This window comes from Streptomyces canus (assembly GCF_001514145.1).
Taxonomy (GTDB): domain Bacteria; phylum Actinomycetota; class Actinomycetes; order Streptomycetales; family Streptomycetaceae; genus Streptomyces; species Streptomyces canus.
In genome coordinates this window covers 41,832-58,228 of sequence record NZ_KQ948670.1, presented here as the reverse complement: position 1 = coordinate 58,228, position 16,397 = coordinate 41,832, and the positions used below count along the sequence as shown (strand labels likewise).

The 16,397-nt window shown below is 71.6% G+C and carries 16 protein-coding genes; 11 read left to right on the top strand and 5 right to left on the bottom strand.

The annotated features are described in order from the left end of the window. The first annotated feature begins 107 nt into the window (after positions 1-107). Positions 108-863 carry a dienelactone hydrolase family protein gene (locus tag AQJ46_RS37185; protein ID WP_059209762.1) on the top strand — a complete coding sequence of 252 codons (756 nt, stop codon included), beginning with the start codon at positions 108-110 and terminating at the stop codon, positions 861-863. Here the strand turns inward: AQJ46_RS37185 and AQJ46_RS37180 are convergent. Further along, a complete protein-coding gene (locus AQJ46_RS37180; protein ID WP_059209761.1) occupies positions 860-2,935 on the bottom strand; it encodes a S9 family peptidase in 2,076 nt (691 codons plus the stop codon). The two genes, AQJ46_RS37185 and AQJ46_RS37180, sit on opposite strands and share 4 nt — an antisense overlap. A gap of 158 nt (positions 2,936-3,093) precedes the next feature. Here AQJ46_RS37180 and AQJ46_RS37175 point away from each other — a divergent pair, with 158 nt between their 5' ends. Then, on the top strand, positions 3,094-4,455 hold the full coding sequence (locus AQJ46_RS37175; RefSeq protein ID WP_059209760.1) for a DEAD/DEAH box helicase: 1,362 nt from the start codon (positions 3,094-3,096) through the stop codon (positions 4,453-4,455). Between the two features lie 169 nt (positions 4,456-4,624). On the opposite strand, the gene AQJ46_RS37170 is transcribed toward AQJ46_RS37175, so the two are convergent. Next, positions 4,625-5,488, bottom strand: coding sequence for a helix-turn-helix transcriptional regulator (locus AQJ46_RS37170; protein WP_059209759.1), 864 nt, complete (start codon positions 5,486-5,488; stop codon positions 4,625-4,627). A gap of 183 nt (positions 5,489-5,671) precedes the next feature. Between AQJ46_RS37170 and AQJ46_RS37165 the strand changes: the two genes are divergently transcribed. Then, positions 5,672-5,887, top strand: coding sequence for a 4-oxalocrotonate tautomerase family protein (locus AQJ46_RS37165; protein ID WP_057612582.1), 216 nt, complete (start codon positions 5,672-5,674; stop codon positions 5,885-5,887). A gap of 4 nt (positions 5,888-5,891) precedes the next feature. On the opposite strand, the gene AQJ46_RS37160 is transcribed toward AQJ46_RS37165, so the two are convergent. After that, entirely contained in the window at positions 5,892-6,587 is a 696-nt protein-coding gene (locus AQJ46_RS37160) for a TetR/AcrR family transcriptional regulator (protein ID WP_079072576.1), read from the bottom strand. A gap of 45 nt (positions 6,588-6,632) precedes the next feature. Between AQJ46_RS37160 and AQJ46_RS37155 the strand changes: the two genes are divergently transcribed. The 4 genes from AQJ46_RS37155 to AQJ46_RS37140 all read left to right on the top strand — a co-directional run bounded on the left by AQJ46_RS37155 (position 6,633) and on the right by AQJ46_RS37140 (position 10,004). After that, a complete protein-coding gene (locus AQJ46_RS37155; RefSeq protein WP_059209758.1) occupies positions 6,633-7,511 on the top strand; it encodes an ABC transporter ATP-binding protein in 879 nt (292 codons plus the stop codon). Beyond that, complete coding sequence (locus AQJ46_RS37150; protein WP_059209757.1) at positions 7,495-8,259, top strand: ABC transporter permease; 765 nt, start codon at positions 7,495-7,497, stop codon at positions 8,257-8,259. Before AQJ46_RS37155 ends, AQJ46_RS37150 begins: the two co-directional genes overlap by 17 nt. An 83-nt stretch (positions 8,260-8,342) precedes the next feature. Further along, complete coding sequence (locus AQJ46_RS37145; protein ID WP_318656731.1) at positions 8,343-9,164, top strand: DUF899 domain-containing protein; 822 nt, start codon at positions 8,343-8,345, stop codon at positions 9,162-9,164. A gap of 69 nt (positions 9,165-9,233) precedes the next feature. Further along, the gene (locus AQJ46_RS37140; protein WP_059209755.1) at positions 9,234-10,004 is read left to right on the top strand and encodes an alpha/beta fold hydrolase; all 771 of its coding nucleotides are present in this window, start codon (positions 9,234-9,236) and stop codon (positions 10,002-10,004) included. 63 nt (positions 10,005-10,067) lie between these two features. Here the strand turns inward: AQJ46_RS37140 and AQJ46_RS37135 are convergent, their stop codons facing one another. Further along, entirely contained in the window at positions 10,068-10,841 is a 774-nt protein-coding gene (locus AQJ46_RS37135) for an SDR family oxidoreductase (protein ID WP_059209754.1), read from the bottom strand. Positions 10,842-11,116: 275 nt separating this feature from the next. Here AQJ46_RS37135 and AQJ46_RS37130 point away from each other — a divergent pair, with 275 nt between their 5' ends. The 3 genes from AQJ46_RS37130 to AQJ46_RS37120 all read left to right on the top strand — a co-directional run bounded on the left by AQJ46_RS37130 (position 11,117) and on the right by AQJ46_RS37120 (position 14,673). Further along, entirely contained in the window at positions 11,117-11,995 is an 879-nt protein-coding gene (locus AQJ46_RS37130; protein WP_059209753.1) for an MHYT domain-containing protein, read from the top strand. Positions 11,996-12,044: 49 nt separating this feature from the next. After that, on the top strand, positions 12,045-13,553 hold the full coding sequence (locus AQJ46_RS37125) for a metallophosphoesterase family protein (RefSeq protein WP_059209752.1): 1,509 nt from the start codon (positions 12,045-12,047) through the stop codon (positions 13,551-13,553). Between the two features lie 91 nt (positions 13,554-13,644). Further along, positions 13,645-14,673: an LLM class flavin-dependent oxidoreductase gene (locus AQJ46_RS37120; RefSeq protein WP_059209751.1), complete on the top strand. Its 1,029-nt coding sequence runs from the start codon at positions 13,645-13,647 to the stop codon at positions 14,671-14,673. Between the two features lie 57 nt (positions 14,674-14,730). On the opposite strand, the gene AQJ46_RS37115 is transcribed toward AQJ46_RS37120, so the two are convergent. Beyond that, a complete protein-coding gene (locus tag AQJ46_RS37115) occupies positions 14,731-15,696 on the bottom strand; it encodes a TauD/TfdA dioxygenase family protein (protein WP_059209750.1) in 966 nt (321 codons plus the stop codon). 77 nt (positions 15,697-15,773) lie between these two features. Between AQJ46_RS37115 and AQJ46_RS37110 the strand changes: the two genes are divergently transcribed. After that, entirely contained in the window at positions 15,774-16,397 is a 624-nt protein-coding gene (locus AQJ46_RS37110) for an HIT family protein (protein WP_079072575.1), read from the top strand.

The window sequence follows — 16,397 nt, the reverse complement described above, 5'->3', positions numbered from 1 at the left end:
GGAGGGGGCCGCGACGGCCGGTTGAGTGGTGCGTGCAACCATGTGCCCGGCCCGGTTCCGTCGGGCCGGCGACCTGCTCACCGTCGCATGCACAGAGAGGCTCCCCCATGACCTCCCTCCAGGGAACCGCCGTCGATATCCCCACCGAGGACGGCATCGCCGACGCCTATCTGGCCCACACGGGCGACGGCGTGCCCAGGCCGGCCGTCCTGCTCTTCCAGGACGCCTTCGGGCTGCGCCCTCAACTGAAGTCGATGGCCGACCGGCTCGCCGGGGCCGGCTACACGGTTCTCGTGCCGAACCTGTTCTACCGTCGCGGGCGCGCGCCGGTCTTCGAACTGCCCGAGTTCATCGACCCGGGCGCGCGGCCCGAGCTCTTCAAGAAGATCATGCCGGTGGTGCAGGCGCTCACGCCCGAGCTCGCGATGCGGGACGCCGGGGCGTATCTGCGCTGGCTGGCCGACCGCCCCGAGGTCGCCGACGGCCCGGTCGCCCTCACCGGCTACTGCATGGGCGCACGACTGTCCCTGCTCACCGCCGGTACCTACCCGGACCGGGTGGCCGCGGCGGCCGGCTTCCACGGCGGGCGTCTGGCGACCGAAGCTCCGGACAGCCCGCACCTGGTGGCCGAACGCATCACCGCCGAACTGTACTTCGGCCACGCGGACGAGGACCCCTCGCTGCCTCCCGAGCAGATCGAGCGCCTCGCCGCCGCGCTGACCCGGGCCGGAGTCCGCCACCGGTGCGAGGTCTACGACGGCGCCCCGCACGGTTTCACCCAGGCCGACACCGCCTCGTACCACCGCGAGGGCGACGAGCGGCACTGGGCGGCGCTGCTCGACCTGCTCAAGCGCACGTTCTAGGACGGACGCCGCACGGGGTGGCCGGTCTGCTCGTGCGTCGGTCCGATGCCCAAGTGGCGCCGCAGGAAGCGCACTTGGCGGTCCAGCAGCTGCCCCGTGAGCGCCGAGCCGATCGGCTGGTGGCCGCTGCCCGGCAGGAGCAGGAGTTCGTGCGGGACTCTCGCGGCCCGTAACGCCTCGGAGAGGCGCAGTGTGTTGACCGCCGGGACATTGGTGTCGGTCAGGCCGTGGATCAGCAGCAGCGGACGTGTCAGGCGGGGCGCGTCGAGGAGCAGGTTGCAGGCGTCGTACCGCTGCGGGAACGCGTCGGGGTGGCCGAGGAACCGCTCGCGCCAATGGGCGTTGTAGAGCCGCTGGTCGGCGACGCCCGCACCGGCCACGGCAGCGTGGAAGACGTCGGGGCGGCGCAGCACTGCCAGGGCGGCGAGTGCCCCGCCGAAGGACCAGCCACGGACGGCGACCCGGCCGAGATCGAGGTCGGGATGCCGGCGCGCGGCCTCGTGCAGGGCGGTGACCTGGTCGTCGAGGACGGGCCCGAACAGGTCGCCGTGCACCTCGCGCTCCCAGTCGGGTCCCCGCCCCGGTGTGCCGCGGCCGTCGGTCGTGAGTACCGCGAATCCCTGCTCGGCGAACCACTGCGACAGCAGGACCCGCCAGTCCAGCTCCGCGGTGACGCGCTGGAGGGCCGCCCCGCCGTACGAGTCGACGAGCACCGGCAGCGGGCCACTGCCCCGCCGGTACCAGGAGGGGAAGTGGAGCCGGGCGGCCAACCCTCGTGGCCCGAGGGCGAGACGCTGTGCGTGGAGGTCGAGAACCGGGCGTTCGGCGTACGACAGGACAGCGACCGCCGGTGCGCCCGCGCGGAGCACCTCGGCCCGCCCGCCGGGCCGCTCGGCGTCACGGGTGACCCGGACCAGGGTGCCGCCGCGGGAGGTGCCGGAGTGGACGCCGGGCCCGGAACTCAGCTGTCGGAGACCGAAGTTGGGACCGTAGCTCCACAGGTGGGTCTCCATGGGGTCGCCGGAGGCCGTGAACAGGATCTCGTCGCCGTCGGTGCCGAGCACGGCTCGCAGCTGAAGTCCCGTGGGTGTCACGGGAGTTCCGTCCAGCGTGAGGTGTCTCGTGCCCCGCAGGTCCCGGTGGGCGAGGAGAGCTCCGGAGCCCGTACGCGCGGGCAGCCCGGGCACGAGCTGCACCCAGCACGGGTCGCGCTGCTCGTCCAGGACGGTCGTCCGCCCGTCGTCCGGATCGATAGCGAGGAACCGGACGGCGTGCTGGTCTCGGGACTGTACGACGGCCCAGGGTCCGTGTGCGTCCCAGCCGGCGCCCACGACGTACTCGAAGGCCGTGCGGTTCCACCTCACCGGTACCGGTGGGCCGTCGAGCGCGGCGAGCCACAGGGTGACGTCCGGGTTGGGGGTTCCGGCCAGGGCGGTGCGGGTCACCGGCGGTCCGGCCGGCTCGGCTGTCGGCCAGGGCCGGACAAGCGTGAAGTCGGTTCGGGCGAACAGCAGTTGGCCGCCGTGGGGGGACCACCAGTGCCCGCGGGTGCCGTCGAGGGATGTGGCGCCCGTGTGCACGGCGGTTCCGAACTCCACGCGAGGAGTGTCCGGTTCGGCCACCGGGCGATCACCGGAGCCGTTCGCCTCCACCACGCGCAGGGCGCCGTGCGACACATAGGCGAGGTGACAGCCGGTCGGATCGGGCCGGGGGTCCGCGACCGGGCCGACCACGGGCAGTCGGCGAGGCTCCCCCTTGCCCACGTCCAGCTTCCAGAGCCCGCCGGCCAGGGCGAAGGCGACGACACCGGTCGCCGCGTCGGTGCCGTACGCCTCGATGCCGGCGGTTCGCGGCGAGCGCCCGTTCGCGAGCAGCCGGACGGGGTCGGCCAGCAGCCTCTCCTTCCCCGAGCCGACGTCCAGCGACCAGAGACAGGCCGCCGGATCGTCGCCCGTGCGCCCACGAAGGAACAGGACGGTTCCGCCGTCGGACGAGACGGTGAACCGCTCGGGGACACCTCGGGTGAAGCGGCAAGTGCGGACGAGTTGTCCGGGGAGGGTGGTGGGCGCCATGCGGTGGTTCCTTCCACCGTCCGCAGGATTAAAACGCGTGTTCGATAGAACCACGACACACTACCCCAACCATCACTTTGTGTTACCGTCTAACGTTTGCGCGCTCATGACTTCCTGCCGGGCCTTCCTCGGTACGTCTCCTCTGCGGAAGGCTCTGCATGAACCACCCCGACGACCACGGCACCGCGTCCTTCTCCGAGATGGCACTGCCCCCGCAGGTGCTGCGCACCCTCACCGAACTCGGCGTGCGCGAGCCCTTCCCGATCCAGGCGGCCACCCTGCCCGACGCCCTCACGGGACGTGACGTCCTGGGGCGCGGGCGCACCGGATCGGGCAAGACGCTCGCCTTCGGCCTGCCGCTGCTGGTGCGGACGGCCGGGCAGCGCGCGGAGGCGAAGCAGCCCCTCGCGCTGATCCTGGTGCCCACCCGGGAGCTGGCCCAGCAGGTCACCGAGGCGCTCGCGCCGTACGCCGACGCACTCCGGCTGCGGATGGCCGCGGTCGTCGGCGGCATGTCGATCGGCCGGCAGACCGCCGCGCTGCGGGAGGGGGCCGAAGTCGTCGTCGCCACCCCCGGACGGCTGCACGACCTCATCGGGCGCAAGGCCTGCCGCCTGGATCGGGTGCGGATCACCGTCCTCGACGAGGCCGACCAGATGTGCGACATGGGCTTCCTGCCGCAGGTCACCGAGGTGCTCGACCAGGTGCGTCCCGAGGGCCAGCGGATGCTCTTCTCGGCCACCCTGGACCGTGACGTCGACCAGTTGGTCAGCCGCTATCTCAACGAGCCCGTGGTGCACTCGGTCGACCCGTCCGCAGGCGCCGTCTCGACGAGCGATCACCATGTCCTGGTCGTCCACGGCCCCGACCGGTACGCCGTCACCACGGAGATCGCCGCCCGTGACGGCCGCGTGCTGTTGTTCCTCGACACCAAGCACGCCGTCGACCAGCTCACCCGGCATCTGCGGGCCGGCGGAGTGCACGCCGCGGCCCTGCACAGCGGCAAGTCCCAGCCGCAGCGCACCCGTACCCTCGCGCAGTTCAAGGACGGCCAGGTCACCGTCCTGGTCGCCACCAATGTCGCGGCCCGGGGCCTGCACATCGACGACCTCGACCTCGTCGTCAACGTCGATCCGCCCACCGACCCCAAGGACTATCTGCACCGCGCGGGGCGTACCGCCCGGGCGGGTGAGTCCGGAAAGGTCGTCACCCTGGTGCTGTCGGGCCAGCGCCGCGAGACGAGCCGGGTGATGGCCGAGGCCGGCATCGAGCCGACCGTCACCAAGGTGCGCTCGGGCGAGGCGGAGCTGAGCCGGATCACCGGGGCCAAGGCCCCGTCGGGCACCCCGCTCGACCGGGGATCCGCCGTGCCGCGGCCCAAGAACACCAACGCCCCCTTCCGCGGTCTTGGCACCAGCAAGGACGCCTCCCGCGGCACCGGCGGCAAGTCCCGCAAGGCCGGTGAGGCCCGCAAGCTCGCCGAGGCCCGGAGGGCGGCCCAGGTGCGTCGCGGCGGCTGAGTGCCGTGGCCCGGCGGCGGTACGTCTCTGCTCCAACGGCGGCTCCGAACCGGCATGCGAAGACTCGGTGCCGGAGGAACGGCCGAGCTTGAACCCGGCGCCGCCGAGAAGTCGCTCTTGCGTCTGAGGGCGGCGAGGATACGGCCGCTCTCCTCGTCAGGGCGCCCGCCTACCGCAATGTGGTCTCGTCGTCGGCGGACATGTCCTGAGTGCCGATGACGGAGAGCAGTTCCAGCTGGGCGGCACCCTCGGTGCCGGGCGGGGCGCTGAACCACAGCAGGCGCTGGCGTCCGTCCTCGCTGAACAGGGTGTGGCAGTCGACTTCGACGACTCCCAGCGTGGGGTGGACGATCCGTTTGTGGTCGGCCCGCCGCAGGGCGACGTCATGGATGTCCCACAGGGTGGCGAACTCCTCGCTGCGCCGCCGCAGATCGGACACCATCCCGGCGACTTCCGTGTCGCGGCCGCGCCGGGCGGCGACGGCCCGGAGGTCGGCGACGAAGGCCCGGGAGTGCTGCGGGTGGTCCTCGGTGGGATAGACGGCGCGGGAGCCGGGGTCGGTGAACCAGCGGTGGACGAAGCTTCCGGCCGCTCCCCGGCGCGTGGGAGCGCGGCCGACCAGCGCGGCGGCGAGTTCGTTCTGGACGAGGGTCTCGTGCAGGTCGGTGATGATCTGCGCGGGCGTCGTGGTGAGCCGGTCGAGCAGGCCGAGCAGGGCCGTCTGGGCATGGGTGTTCGAGCCGCGGGCCGCGGTGGGGACGGGCCGGTCGGCGAGGAGGAAGAGGTGGTCGCGTTCGTCGCCGCCGAGTCGCAGCGCCCGTGCGAGCGCGGCCAGCACCTGCGCGGAGGGCTGCACGTCGCCTCCGCGCTCGAGTTCGGTGTAGTAGTCCGCCGACAGGCCGGCCAGCTGCGCGACCTCCTCACGCCGCAGGCCGGGGACCCGGCGCCGGGGTCCGGTGGGCAGTCCTACGTCGGAGGGCCGCACGCGGTCGCGCCGGGACCTCAAAAACGCGGCGAGCTCGGCAAGGTTCATCCGCCCATCATCACGCGGGGAGCGGAGGCGGAGCCAGGGGATGCCGACCCCAGGGTGGACGCAGACCTGGCTGTGCGTGCGGCAGCGGGCGAGGGTGGTGCGCAGCGGCGGGCCGGCCCCGACGGCTTCGGTCCGCATATTCGCCACCGCAGACACACCCCGAAGACACAGATGGAGCAGCGCATGCCGTTCGCGAACTTCAAGGTCCCCGCCGGCACCCTCACCGAGGAGCAGAAGGAACAGATCATCACCCGCACCACCGAGCTCTACGTGGACATCTACGGCGAACGCGCCCGCGCCACCACTCTCGTCCTCGTCGAGGAGGTCACCGACGGCGGCTGGGGCATCGGCGGCCACGTACTGACTCTCGCCGAACTCCGGCGAACAGCAGGAAGTTGACCGCTCAGCGGGGAGGGGCGGAGTGGTCGACGGCCCCGGTGGTGGTCCTGCCACCGGCCGTACCCACCTCACCCCTCCCCCGCGCAGCCCCCACCACCAGTCGCCGGATGTCCGACAGATCGGCCTCGAACTCCGCGGTGAGGTCGACGGGAAGGTCCAGCCACGGCCCGAGCCTGGTGTGGCCGGGGAGTTCGCTGTCCGGGAGTTGGCCGCGGCGGCTTCGTGGGTCGAGGACTCCGGGGGCGAAGCGGCCCGAGGCTTCCGAGGTGGCGAAGCCGATCACGAAGGTGCTGATCAGCCGCTCCAGTCGGGGCACCTCCGGGTCCGGGACCCCGGCCTCGATCAGGGCCAGGTAGATGATGTCCACCGCGCGCACGGCGTCCGGTGTGACGGCGGGGCGTGAGAAGAGCAGGTGCGCGGCCCAGGGATGACGCTGGGTCACCTTCCGGCAGGCGTGCGCGAGGGCGTTCAGCCGTTCGTCCCAGGCCTGTTCCGCCGCCGTGTCCGACGGCAACAGCGCGGACAGCAGGCGTCCGACCATGCCGTCCAGCAGTGCCGCCTTGTCCTTGACGTGCCGGTACAACGCCATCGGCGTGACACCGACGCGGTCGGCCAGGGCACGCATCGACAGCGCCTCCAGACCGCGCTCGTCGGCGAGGTCCAGTGCCGCGTCCAGGATCTCTTCCCGCCTGCCACCCATGGGTCTACAGTGTAGACGTATACGCCGTAGACAAGAGGGGGAAGGATGCTCACAGCGGGCGGGTTGGTGAAGTGTCATGGCCGTCATCGCGCGCTCGACGGCTTCGATCTGACGGTCGAGCCCGGCGAGATCGTCGGCCTGATCGGCCACAACGGAGCAGGCAAGACCACCTTCGTGGAGATCGTCGCCGGTCTCCTGCGGCCCGACGCGGGCCGGATCCGCATCGGGCCGTACGACGCGTTGACCGAAGGGCGGGCCGCGCGACGGCTCATCGGGATGGCTCCCCAGGAGCCGGCCCTGTACGGCGGCGTCACGGTGCGGGAGAACCTGCGACTGTTCGCCGGCCTCGCGGGGCTGCGCGGGCGGCACCGCGAGGCGGGGATCGCGCGGGTCCTGGAGGAGCTTGAGCTGTCGGCGCTCGCGGACCGGCAGGTGGGCGTGCTGTCGGGCGGGCAGCGCCGCAGAGTCCAGGCGGCCACCGCGATGGTCGGCTCTCCGCCCCTTCTGCTGCTGGACGAGCCGACCGCCGGGGCCGATCCGGAGACCCGCTCGGCGCTGCTGGACGCCGTCAGGGCCCGCGCCGAGACGGGTGTCGCCGTGGTCTACACGACCCACTACCTCCCCGAACTCGTCGACCTGGACGCCACATTGGCGCTCGCGCGGGCGGGCCGGATCATCGCACGCGGCACCCAGGAGGAGCTCACCCGCCACCTGCCCGGCGAGCTCAGGGTCACCTTCGCCGACCCGGCGGAACCCGAGCTGCGGATGCCGACCACGGATCCCGGCGCCGACCTGGCCGCCCTGCTCGCCTCCGGCCGTACGCCCGCCTCCGTCGACGTACACCGCGCCGGACTGGACGACCTCTACCACTCCCTGGAAACCGCAGCGCTCGAGGGGACGCAGGCCCATGACGCCGCCGCGTGAGTCCGCCACCCGCCTCGGCGTCCTCGTACGCCACAACGCGCTGCTGATGCTGCGCGAACCCGGGCCGCTGCTGAGCCGGATGGTCCTGCCGCTGGTCTTCATGACCCTGCTGCGTCCGCTCTACCTGTCCGCGCAGGGCAGCACGGCCGGTAGGGAACAAGCTGTCGTCGGCACGCTGGTCACCTTCTCGCTGCTCGCGCTCAGCATCTCCGGCAACGCGATCCTCACCGAGCGGCTCGGCCGCACCTGGGACCGGCTGCGCGGGACGCCGCTGCGTCCGGCGGAGCTGCTCCTCGGCAAGGCCGTCCCGGTCCTCACCGCCCTGCTCGCCCAGCAGCTCCTGATCGTCGGCTTCGGGGTGTGCGTGTTCGGGCTGCGGGTCCCGCATCCGTTCCTGCTGCTGGGAGTCCTGCTCAGCTGGAGCTGCACGCTGCTCGCGCTCGGGGCACTGCTCGGCGTGCTGGTGCGCACCATGGGCGAGCTCTCGGCGGCCTACGACATCGGCGGCATGCTCCTCAGCAGCGTCGGCGGCGCACTCGTCCCGCTCGGCGTCCTGCCGGCGTGGGTGGCAGAGGTGGCTCCGGTCTCCCCCGGTTATTGGGCCGCCCACGGCCTGCGCGCCGCTCTCGCGGGTGACACCCGCACCGCGGCGGTGGCCTGCGGCACGCTCCTCGGCGTGGCCGTGGTCTGCGCCGCCCTGGCCTCGGTCCGGCTCCAGGGCCGCAGCGGGCGGGTCGTGGCGCTCTGAGCAGGAACGTTCGCCACGGGTCTACGTCGGGCGCAAGCTGGAGAGGTGGCCCGTGTCCCCCTGCCCGGCAGGCGGCAGGAGCGGTGGGGAGGATCGAGATGACGGCGATGGCGCATCTGCCCGAGGTGGTCTCGCGCGAGGAGTGGCTCCGCGCCCGCAAGGAGCTGCTGGCCGAGGAGAAGGAGGTCACCCGGGCGCGCGACCGGGTCAACGCCGCCCGGCGGCGGCTGCCGATGGTCCGCGTCGAGAAGACGTACGTCTTCGAAGGTCCGCACGGCGAGGTGAGCCTGCTCGAACTCTTCGAGGGACGGGCCCAGTTGGTCGTCCATCACTTCATGTGGACCTTCGATCTCGACGCCGACGGCACCGAGCACCCCCGCGACACCGGCTGCCCCAGCTGTTCCTCCGCGGCCGACCAGATCGGCAACCCGCGGCAACTCCATGTCCGCAACACCGCGCTGGCCGCGGTGACGAGGGCGCCGTACGCGAAACTCGCCGCGTACCGGGAGCGGATGGGCTGGTCGTTCCCCTGGTACTCCTCGGCGGGCGGCGACTTCAACTACGACTTCCACGCGACGGTCGACGAGCGGGTCGCACCGGTGCAGGTCTTCCACCGCTCCGAGGCCGAGCTCGCCGACGCCGGCACGCCCTGGTCGCCGAGCATGCGCGGCGACTGGCCGGGGATCAGCGCCTTCCTGCGGGTCGGCGACGAGGTCTTCCACACCTACTCCACCTTCGGCCGGGGCATCGAGGAGTTCCACAACGGCTATCCCCACCTCGACCTCACCGCCCTCGGCCGTCAGGAGGCATGGGAGGAGCCGAAGGGCCGCGCGACCCCCCTCGGGCTCCAGGTCGGCGGCCCGGCGATGCGGCTTCCCGACGAGTACGGCTCAGCTGACGGGTGACACCCGCAGCGATGACTTCCGTGTCCGCGCAAGGTCTCTCTCCTGTACGGATCCCGCAGAACGGATGTGATGACCGTGCCGAGCAGTTCCGCCCACGCCAAGGTCAACGGCCTGGAGATGTACTACGAGACCCACGGCGACGCCCCTGAGGGGAGCCGTCCGCTGGTGCTGCTGCACGGCGGCGCCCAGACGGTCGGCCTGGCCTTCTCCGCCGTACTGCCCGCCCTGGCCGCCGACCGGCGAGTCGTGGCTCCCGAGCTGCAGGGGCATGGCCACACCGCCGACACCGACCGTGACCTGACGGTGCCGGATCTGGCGTCGGACGTGGTGGCGCTGCTCGACGAACTCGGTGTCCAGCAGGCCGACTTCCTCGGGTTCAGCCTGGGTGGGCTGACCGCGCTGGAGATCGCCGTCAGGCACCCGGAGCGGATCGGACGGCTCGCGCTCGCCGCCACCATGTACACCCAGGACGGTGTCCACGAGGAGGTCCGCGTCCCGGACTACAGCTCGCCCCGGCTGCCCAGCCAGGCCGACTTCCAGGAGATGGCCGACACATACGCGGCCGTCGCACCCGACCCCGAACACTTCCAGGACTTCCTCGCCAAGGTCTCGGCGGGGGCGCACGCCCCGCTGCCCTGGACCGCCGACGACCTGCGGGGACTGCGGGCGCCCACGCTGCTGCTCGTCGGTGACGGCGACTTCGTACGGGTGGAGCACGCGGCGGAGATGCAACGGCTGATCCCCGACGCGCAGTTGGCCGTCCTGCCGGCCACCACCCACATGTCCCTCATGCGGCGGACCTCTCTGCTGCTGCCGCTGCTGGGCGAGTTCTTCGCGTGACCGGACCGGCACCGGGGCCGGGTGGGACAGGGGCCGGGGGCGGTGGGATGCGGCAGAACAGGCTTACTCGAGGCCCCCGTTGCTCTTCAGCAGCTGCCCGTTGATCCACTGCCCCTCCCGTGAGCACAGGAAGTCCACCAGATGAGCGGTGTCCTGCGGGGTCCCGAGGCGGCCGAGCGGAGTGGCGCCGACGCAGTGCGCGCGGACCTCTTCGGTCATCCAACCGGTGTCGACGGGGCCGGGGTTGACGGCGTTGGCGGTCACGCCGAGATGGGCGAGTTCGTGGGCGGCGGCCAGCGTGATGCGGTCCATGGCGCCCTTGCTCGCCCCGTAGGGCAGATTGCCGACGGTGTGGTCGCTGGTGAGGCTGACGATCCGGCCGGTGCCCTTCTCCGCGGTGAAGCGGCGGCCGAACTCCCGGATGAGCAGCCAGGTCGCGCGCGTGTTGACGGCGAAGTGCCGGTCGAAGCTCTCGACGGTGGTGTCGAGCAGGCCCGAGTCGACCGATTCGCAGTGGCTCATCACCAGCGCGGTGACGGGGCCCATCCGCCGCTGCACCTCGTCGAAGACCCGGACCGGTGTGTCGGGGTCGGCGAGGTCCGCCTCGATGGCGGCGGTGGCCGCGCCCCGTTCGGACAGGCTCGCCTCGATCGCCTCGGTCGCGCCGGGCTCGGTGCCCCAGCTCATGCGGGCGTCGTACGGGTTCCAGTAGGTGAAGGCGATGTCCCAACCCGAGCCCGCCAGCCGCTGCGCGATACCGGCGCCGATACCGGCGGTGCGGCCCACGCCGGTGATCAGGGCGAGGGGGCGGGCGGCAGAGAGAGATCGTGTTGTCACGGGACGGGATCGTTCACGAGTGACCCAGGAGCGGCAACTGCTTTTCCGACCGCAGGCGCGTCCCAGCCCCCGACCGAGGACCTGACATTCGCTCAACTCTGGCACAGGGGCAGCCCCTCGGAGGCCGCTTGGCTGAAACACGCCTCATTGTGACTTAAGTTCAACCACGCTATTCGAGAGCTCTCCGCTTACCAGCGGTAATGCCTTGCTTTACCGGATCGCCTGCCGTAACCCTTCGACGACAACCAGCCAAGAACTCTGGGGGGAGTTGGCTTATGGAAGGCACGGTTGACGGGTTCCGCTATGGTGCGGTGACCCCGGTGGCCGCCTACTTAATGGCGTGCCTGGGAGGGGCTCTGGGGCTGCGCTGCATCGTGCGCACCCTGCTCAGCAATCAGTCGTGGAAGGCCGGCTGGCTGGCGCTCGGTGCCGCCTCGATCGGCTGCGGCATCTGGACGATGCACTTCATCGCGATGATCGGTTTCCAGGTCGTGGAGACCCGGATCCGCTACAACGCCGGCCTCACGGTCCTCAGTCTCGTCGTGGCCATCGTCGTCGTGGGCATCGGCGTGTTCATCGTCGGCTATCGGGGCGCCAGCACCCTGAACCTGTCCTTCGCGGGTGTGATCACCGGACTCGGCGTGGCGGCCATGCACTACCTCGGCATGGCGGCGCTGCACCTCAACGGGACGATCCGGTACGACGCCACCGCCGTCGCGCTCTCCGTGGTCATCGCGATCGTCGCGGCGACCGCGGCACTGTGGGCGGCCGTCACGATCCGGGGTTTCATGACGAGCCTCGGGGCCAGCCTGATCATGGGCGTCGCCGTCACGGGGATGCACTACACGGGCATGTCCGCGGTCAGTGTGCATGTGCACGGCAGGACCGGCGGCTCGTGGGCGGGCGATTCGCCCACCTCGCTGCTGCTGCCCATGCTCCTGGGACCGGTGATCTTTCTGCTGCTGGCCGGAGTGGTGGTCATGTTCGACCCGCTCCTGGTGCTCGGCGACGGCGACTGGAACCGCTCGTCCGCCTCGACGGAAAGCACCGCACCACAGCCCGACTCGCTCTTCGAGAACCAGCAGGACAGGGTGGTCCACGCCCGCGCACCGCAGGATCCGCAGTGGGCCGCACCGCACGGCCCGCACAGGTGAAAGTCGCCCCCCTTCCGGGCCGGTTCCAGATCGTTGTTACGGTGCACCGGTGTCTGACTCCTCACGCGATACCGCCGAAGGCGCCGGCTGGGGCTCTGCCCAACTCGGCGAGTACCGGCAGCTGATGCCGTCCAAGGTCGAGAAGATCTCGTGGCTGAACCCGAGGACGCTGTGGGCCGCCCGCAACGGCGTGGTCGCCTCCTGGTTCGGGGACCCGACCGGCCGTACCCGAAGCCGCTGGGTGGCCCAGCGCGCGGCGGCCGGCGCACCCGCCGACAAGGTGATCCGGCGCGAGGACCCCGAACAGTTCTCGTTCATGGTCATCGGCGACACCGGCGAGGGTGACGATCCTCAATACGCCGTCGTGCCTGGGTTTCTGAAGATCAGTCAGGACACCCGGTTCGCGGTCGTCGCCAGTGACGTGATCTATCCGGTGGGCAGCGCGGACGACTACGGCACCAAGTTCTTCCGTCCGTACCAGGACTATCCGGCGCCCATCTACGCGATACCCGGCAACCACGACTGGTACGAGGACCTCGGCGCCTTCATGCGCGTCTTCTGCGACGACGCCCCGCCCCTCGATCCCGAGCCCGCGCCCCGCCCCCTGACCCGCGCCTGGCTGCGCTCCCTGCTGTGGCACCGACCGCGCGCCGACGACGGCCAACATCTGGACGAGGCACGCCAGTTGCGTGCGGCACCGGCCCAACGGACCGCCCAGCCCGGCCCGTACTGGGCCGTCGACGCCGGCCCGCTGCGCATCATCGGCATAGACACCGGGCTGCTCGGCACCATCGACGCCGAACAGGGCGCTTGGCTGCGCGAGGTCTCGCGGGGCCCGCGCCCGAAGATCCTCATCACGGGCTCACCCCTGTACGTGGACGGCGAGCACCACCCCTGCGCCATCGAGGGCGGCGGCACGGTCGACGACATCGTGCGCGCCCCCGAGCACCACTTCGTCGCGGCGATAGGCGGCGACATCCACAACTACCAGCGCTACCCGGTCGACGTGGACGGCCGCACCATCCAGTACGTCGTCTCGGGCGGCGGCGGCGCGTTCATGCACGCCACCCACACCATCCCGCACATCTCGATCGCGAACGTCGCCGAGAAGGACTTCCGCTGCTATCCACTGCGCGGCGACTCCCTGGCCTTCTACAGCAGGCTCTACGGCCGCCGGCTGCACCTGCGCCGCTTCTTCACCCTCACCGAGGCCGAGGCCACCGCGGTGATCGCCGAGCGACTCGGCATCCCGCCCACGCGCCTCCCGGGCGAGCCGGCGCGCGTCACCTTCCGTACTCGCCTGGTCGCCAGTCTCCTGGGCGCGGGCGGCCGCCCGGACCGCACCTCGCGCTTCCGCCTCCCGGTGCGCAAGATCTACACGCAGTTGTTCTCGCCCAGCTCGGCGACGTACAGCCCGCCGTTCTTCAAGTGCTTCCTGCGCCTGGACGTCGCTCCGGACGCGGTGCGTCTGCGCTGCTTCGCGGCCACCGGCAACCTCGCCCAGGAGATCGACCCGCCGGTCGAGGACGAGGTGACCATTCCCTTGCCCCGATCTTGACTCGAACGGCCCGACGAGCGGGAACATCATGCGGGACGGGCGGGTTGGCACTGCCGTACTACTTGATACATCAAACAACCCGGAGGAGCCCGTGCCGTCGTCCCCCCGCCCTCTGCGCAAACTGGGCTTCCTGACCATCGGCCTGTTCGACGAGGCGGATCCGCGGCGCGGCCACGAGTCCACGCTGGAGATCATCGAGTTGGGCGAGCGGCTCGGCTTCGACACCGCGTGGCTGCGCCACCGGCATCTCCAGTACGGCATCTCGTCCCCCGTGGCCGTCATGGCGGCGGCCTCGCAGCGCACCAGCCGCATCGAGCTCGGCACGGCCGTGATCCCGCTCGGCTGGGAGAACCCGCTGCGGCTGGCCGAGGACCTGGCGACGGTGGACATCCTGTCGGGCGGCCGGATCAACCCGGGTGTGAGCGTGGGCCCGCCGATGCACTTCGACGAGGTCAAGGGGGCGCTGTACCCGGACACGGCCGACGCCGAGGACTTCTCCTACGAGCGGGTGCGGCGGCTGCTGGACTTCGTGCGCGGCAAGCCGGCCAGCGACTTCAGCGGGGTGCAGGGCTTCGAGGTGTTCTCCGACCGGGTGCAGCCGCACTCCCCCGGCCTCGGCCGACGGCTCTGGTACGGCGGCGGCAGCCTGAGTTCCGCACGCTGGGCCGGTGAGCACGGCATGAACTTCCTGACCAGCAGCGTCGTCAAGGCGGAGGGTGGCGAGGGCCCGTACGACTTCGCTCAGATCCAGCTCTCGCACATCCGCGCCTTCCGCGCCGCCCACCCGGACGGCGCGGACGCCCGGGTGTCCCAGGGGCTCGTCGTCATCCCCACCGACTCGGCCTCCCCGGAGCAGCGCGCGAAGTACGAGGGGTACGCGGCGAAGCGCACCCCTCGGACCACGTCACCGCAAGGCCCCGCGCGGTTGATGTTCGCGCCGGACATCGTCGGCACGTCGCAGGAGATCGCCGAACGGCTGCACGCGCACGCCGCGTTCCGTGAGGTCGACGAGGTCGCGTTCGCGCTGCCCTTCACCTTCGAGCACGAGGACTATGTGCAGATCCTCACGGACATGGCGACGAAACTGGGGCCGACGCTGGGGTGGCGGCCGGGCGCGTAGGGCCTGCGGGCCAGTCGCCCGGCGCCGCCCTGTAGCGCCCCTCCGGGCCACCTCACCTCACCAGCGCCCCAACTCGGTCCCGGTGATCGCCTCCGACGGCTTCCCGTCCGGCCCCACCGGCACGTCCCCCGCCAGCATCACCCGGTGCATGGTCCGGGGGAAGCCGAGGTGGGCGTTGTCGCCGGGGGCCAGGTGGATGGTGGCGCGGTTGTCCCAGAAGGCCACGCTGCCGGGCTCCCAGCGGAAACGCACCGTGTACTCGGGCCGGACCGCCTGCTCGAGGAGCATGTCGAGGATCGCCCGGCTCTCGGCACGGGAGAGGTCGGAGATCTGCTCGACGTAGTAGCCGTTGACGTAGAGGATCCGCTCCCCCGACTCGGGGTGCACCCGCACCAGCGGGTGCAGCGAGGCGACCTGATGGTCCAGAAGGTGGCGGACGTAGGCGTCGTCGCCCGGGCGGGGCTGGTAGCCGACCCCGAGCCGGTGCTCCACGCGCAGGCCGTCCACGAACTCCCGCACCGGAGCGGACAGTCCGGCGTAGGCGGCCGCGAGGTTGGACCAGGTGGTGTCGCCGCCGTACGGCGGAACGGTCTCGGCGCGCAGGATGGTCGCCGCGGGCGGGTCGATACGGGCGCCGTGGTCGCAGTGCCAGCCGCGCAGCAGCGTGTGCCGCCGACGCTGCAGCCACTCCTCGTGCTCCATGCCGAACTTCCCGCCCAGCTCCAGGCGGTCGGCGGTCGTCTCGATCTCCGCGAAGTCCGCGGGCGAGGCACCGCCGCGCTTACCCAGGACGACGGGCGCACCGAACCTGCGGGCGAAGGCCACATGCCCGGCGTGGTCGAGCTTCTGTCCGCGGAAGAACACCACCTTCCAGCGCAGCACCGCCGCCCGGATCGCGGCGACCACGCAGTCGTCGAGATCGCCGGCCAGGTCGACCCCGGTGATCTCGGCCCCGATGTGCCCGGCCACCGGGTTCACCTCGATGCCCGCGTCCCACTCCGCCGTGCCCTTGTCCGTCGTCATGCGTGCTCCGTTGATCGCCGGCATGTGTCCGAAGTCCGCGCCCTGCGGGGCGCGTCACCCATGGTTGACTGCCCAGCGTGACCGTTCCCTCAACTCCCCAGGAGCCCAGCCCCTTCGTACGGCGCCTCCGGGCGGGTGAACAGCTGCCCCTGCCCGCCGACTCGGTGGCCGCCTGGGAGACCTTCCCCTTCGAAGGCGACCTCCGGGTCAAGCCCTTGCAGTCCCCCGTCCTCCCCGAGCCCGCCCGCTCCGGCGAGGACGGCCCCGAGGACTGCCCCACCTGCCGCAAGCCCGTGACGGAAGCCCTCTGGTCCGACGACCACTGGCGGCTGGACGCGGTCGGCACCGAGTCCCGCCTCCCGGCGGTGGTGATGCTGCAACCGCGCGGCCACTACGACCTGACCGACCTGCCCGCCGAACGCGCGGCCGAGCTCGGCCCCCTGCTCCAGCGGGTGGAGCGGGCGGTGCGCAGCCTCGACGGCGTCGCCCGCGTCCACGTCAACCGGTGGGGTGACGGGGCCGCCCACCTGCACTTCTGGCTGCTCGCCCGGCCCGCGGGGCTCATGCAGCTGCGGGGAACCTTCCTTCCCGTATGGGAAGAACTCCTGCCGCCCCTCCCGGACGAGGAACGCCGACAGGCCCACCGGCGGATCGCCGCAGCACTCGCCGCTGAAGGCGGCACGGCCCACACCGTCCCCTGA

Bases quoted from the DNA above. Each gene is read 5' to 3' on its own strand.
- AQJ46_RS37180 (WP_059209761.1), bottom strand. From the start codon at position 2,935: ATGGCGCCCACCACCCTCCCCGGACAACTCGTCCGCACTTGCCGCTTC.
- AQJ46_RS37150 (WP_059209757.1), top strand. From the start codon at position 7,495: ATGACGCCGCCGCGTGAGTCCGCCACCCGCCTCGGCGTCCTCGTACGC.
- AQJ46_RS37160 (WP_079072576.1), bottom strand. From the start codon at position 6,587: ATGGGTGGCAGGCGGGAAGAGATCCTGGACGCGGCACTGGACCTCGCC.
- AQJ46_RS37175 (WP_059209760.1), top strand. From the start codon at position 3,094: ATGAACCACCCCGACGACCACGGCACCGCGTCCTTCTCCGAGATGGCA.
- AQJ46_RS37170 (WP_059209759.1), bottom strand. From the start codon at position 5,488: ATGAACCTTGCCGAGCTCGCCGCGTTTTTGAGGTCCCGGCGCGACCGC.
- AQJ46_RS37115 (WP_059209750.1), bottom strand. From the start codon at position 15,696: ATGACGACGGACAAGGGCACGGCGGAGTGGGACGCGGGCATCGAGGTG.
- AQJ46_RS37140 (WP_059209755.1), top strand. From the start codon at position 9,234: ATGACCGTGCCGAGCAGTTCCGCCCACGCCAAGGTCAACGGCCTGGAG.
- AQJ46_RS37165 (WP_057612582.1), top strand. From the start codon at position 5,672: ATGCCGTTCGCGAACTTCAAGGTCCCCGCCGGCACCCTCACCGAGGAG.
- AQJ46_RS37155 (WP_059209758.1), top strand. From the start codon at position 6,633: ATGCTCACAGCGGGCGGGTTGGTGAAGTGTCATGGCCGTCATCGCGCG.
- AQJ46_RS37185 (WP_059209762.1), top strand. From the start codon at position 108: ATGACCTCCCTCCAGGGAACCGCCGTCGATATCCCCACCGAGGACGGC.
- AQJ46_RS37130 (WP_059209753.1), top strand. From the start codon at position 11,117: ATGGAAGGCACGGTTGACGGGTTCCGCTATGGTGCGGTGACCCCGGTG.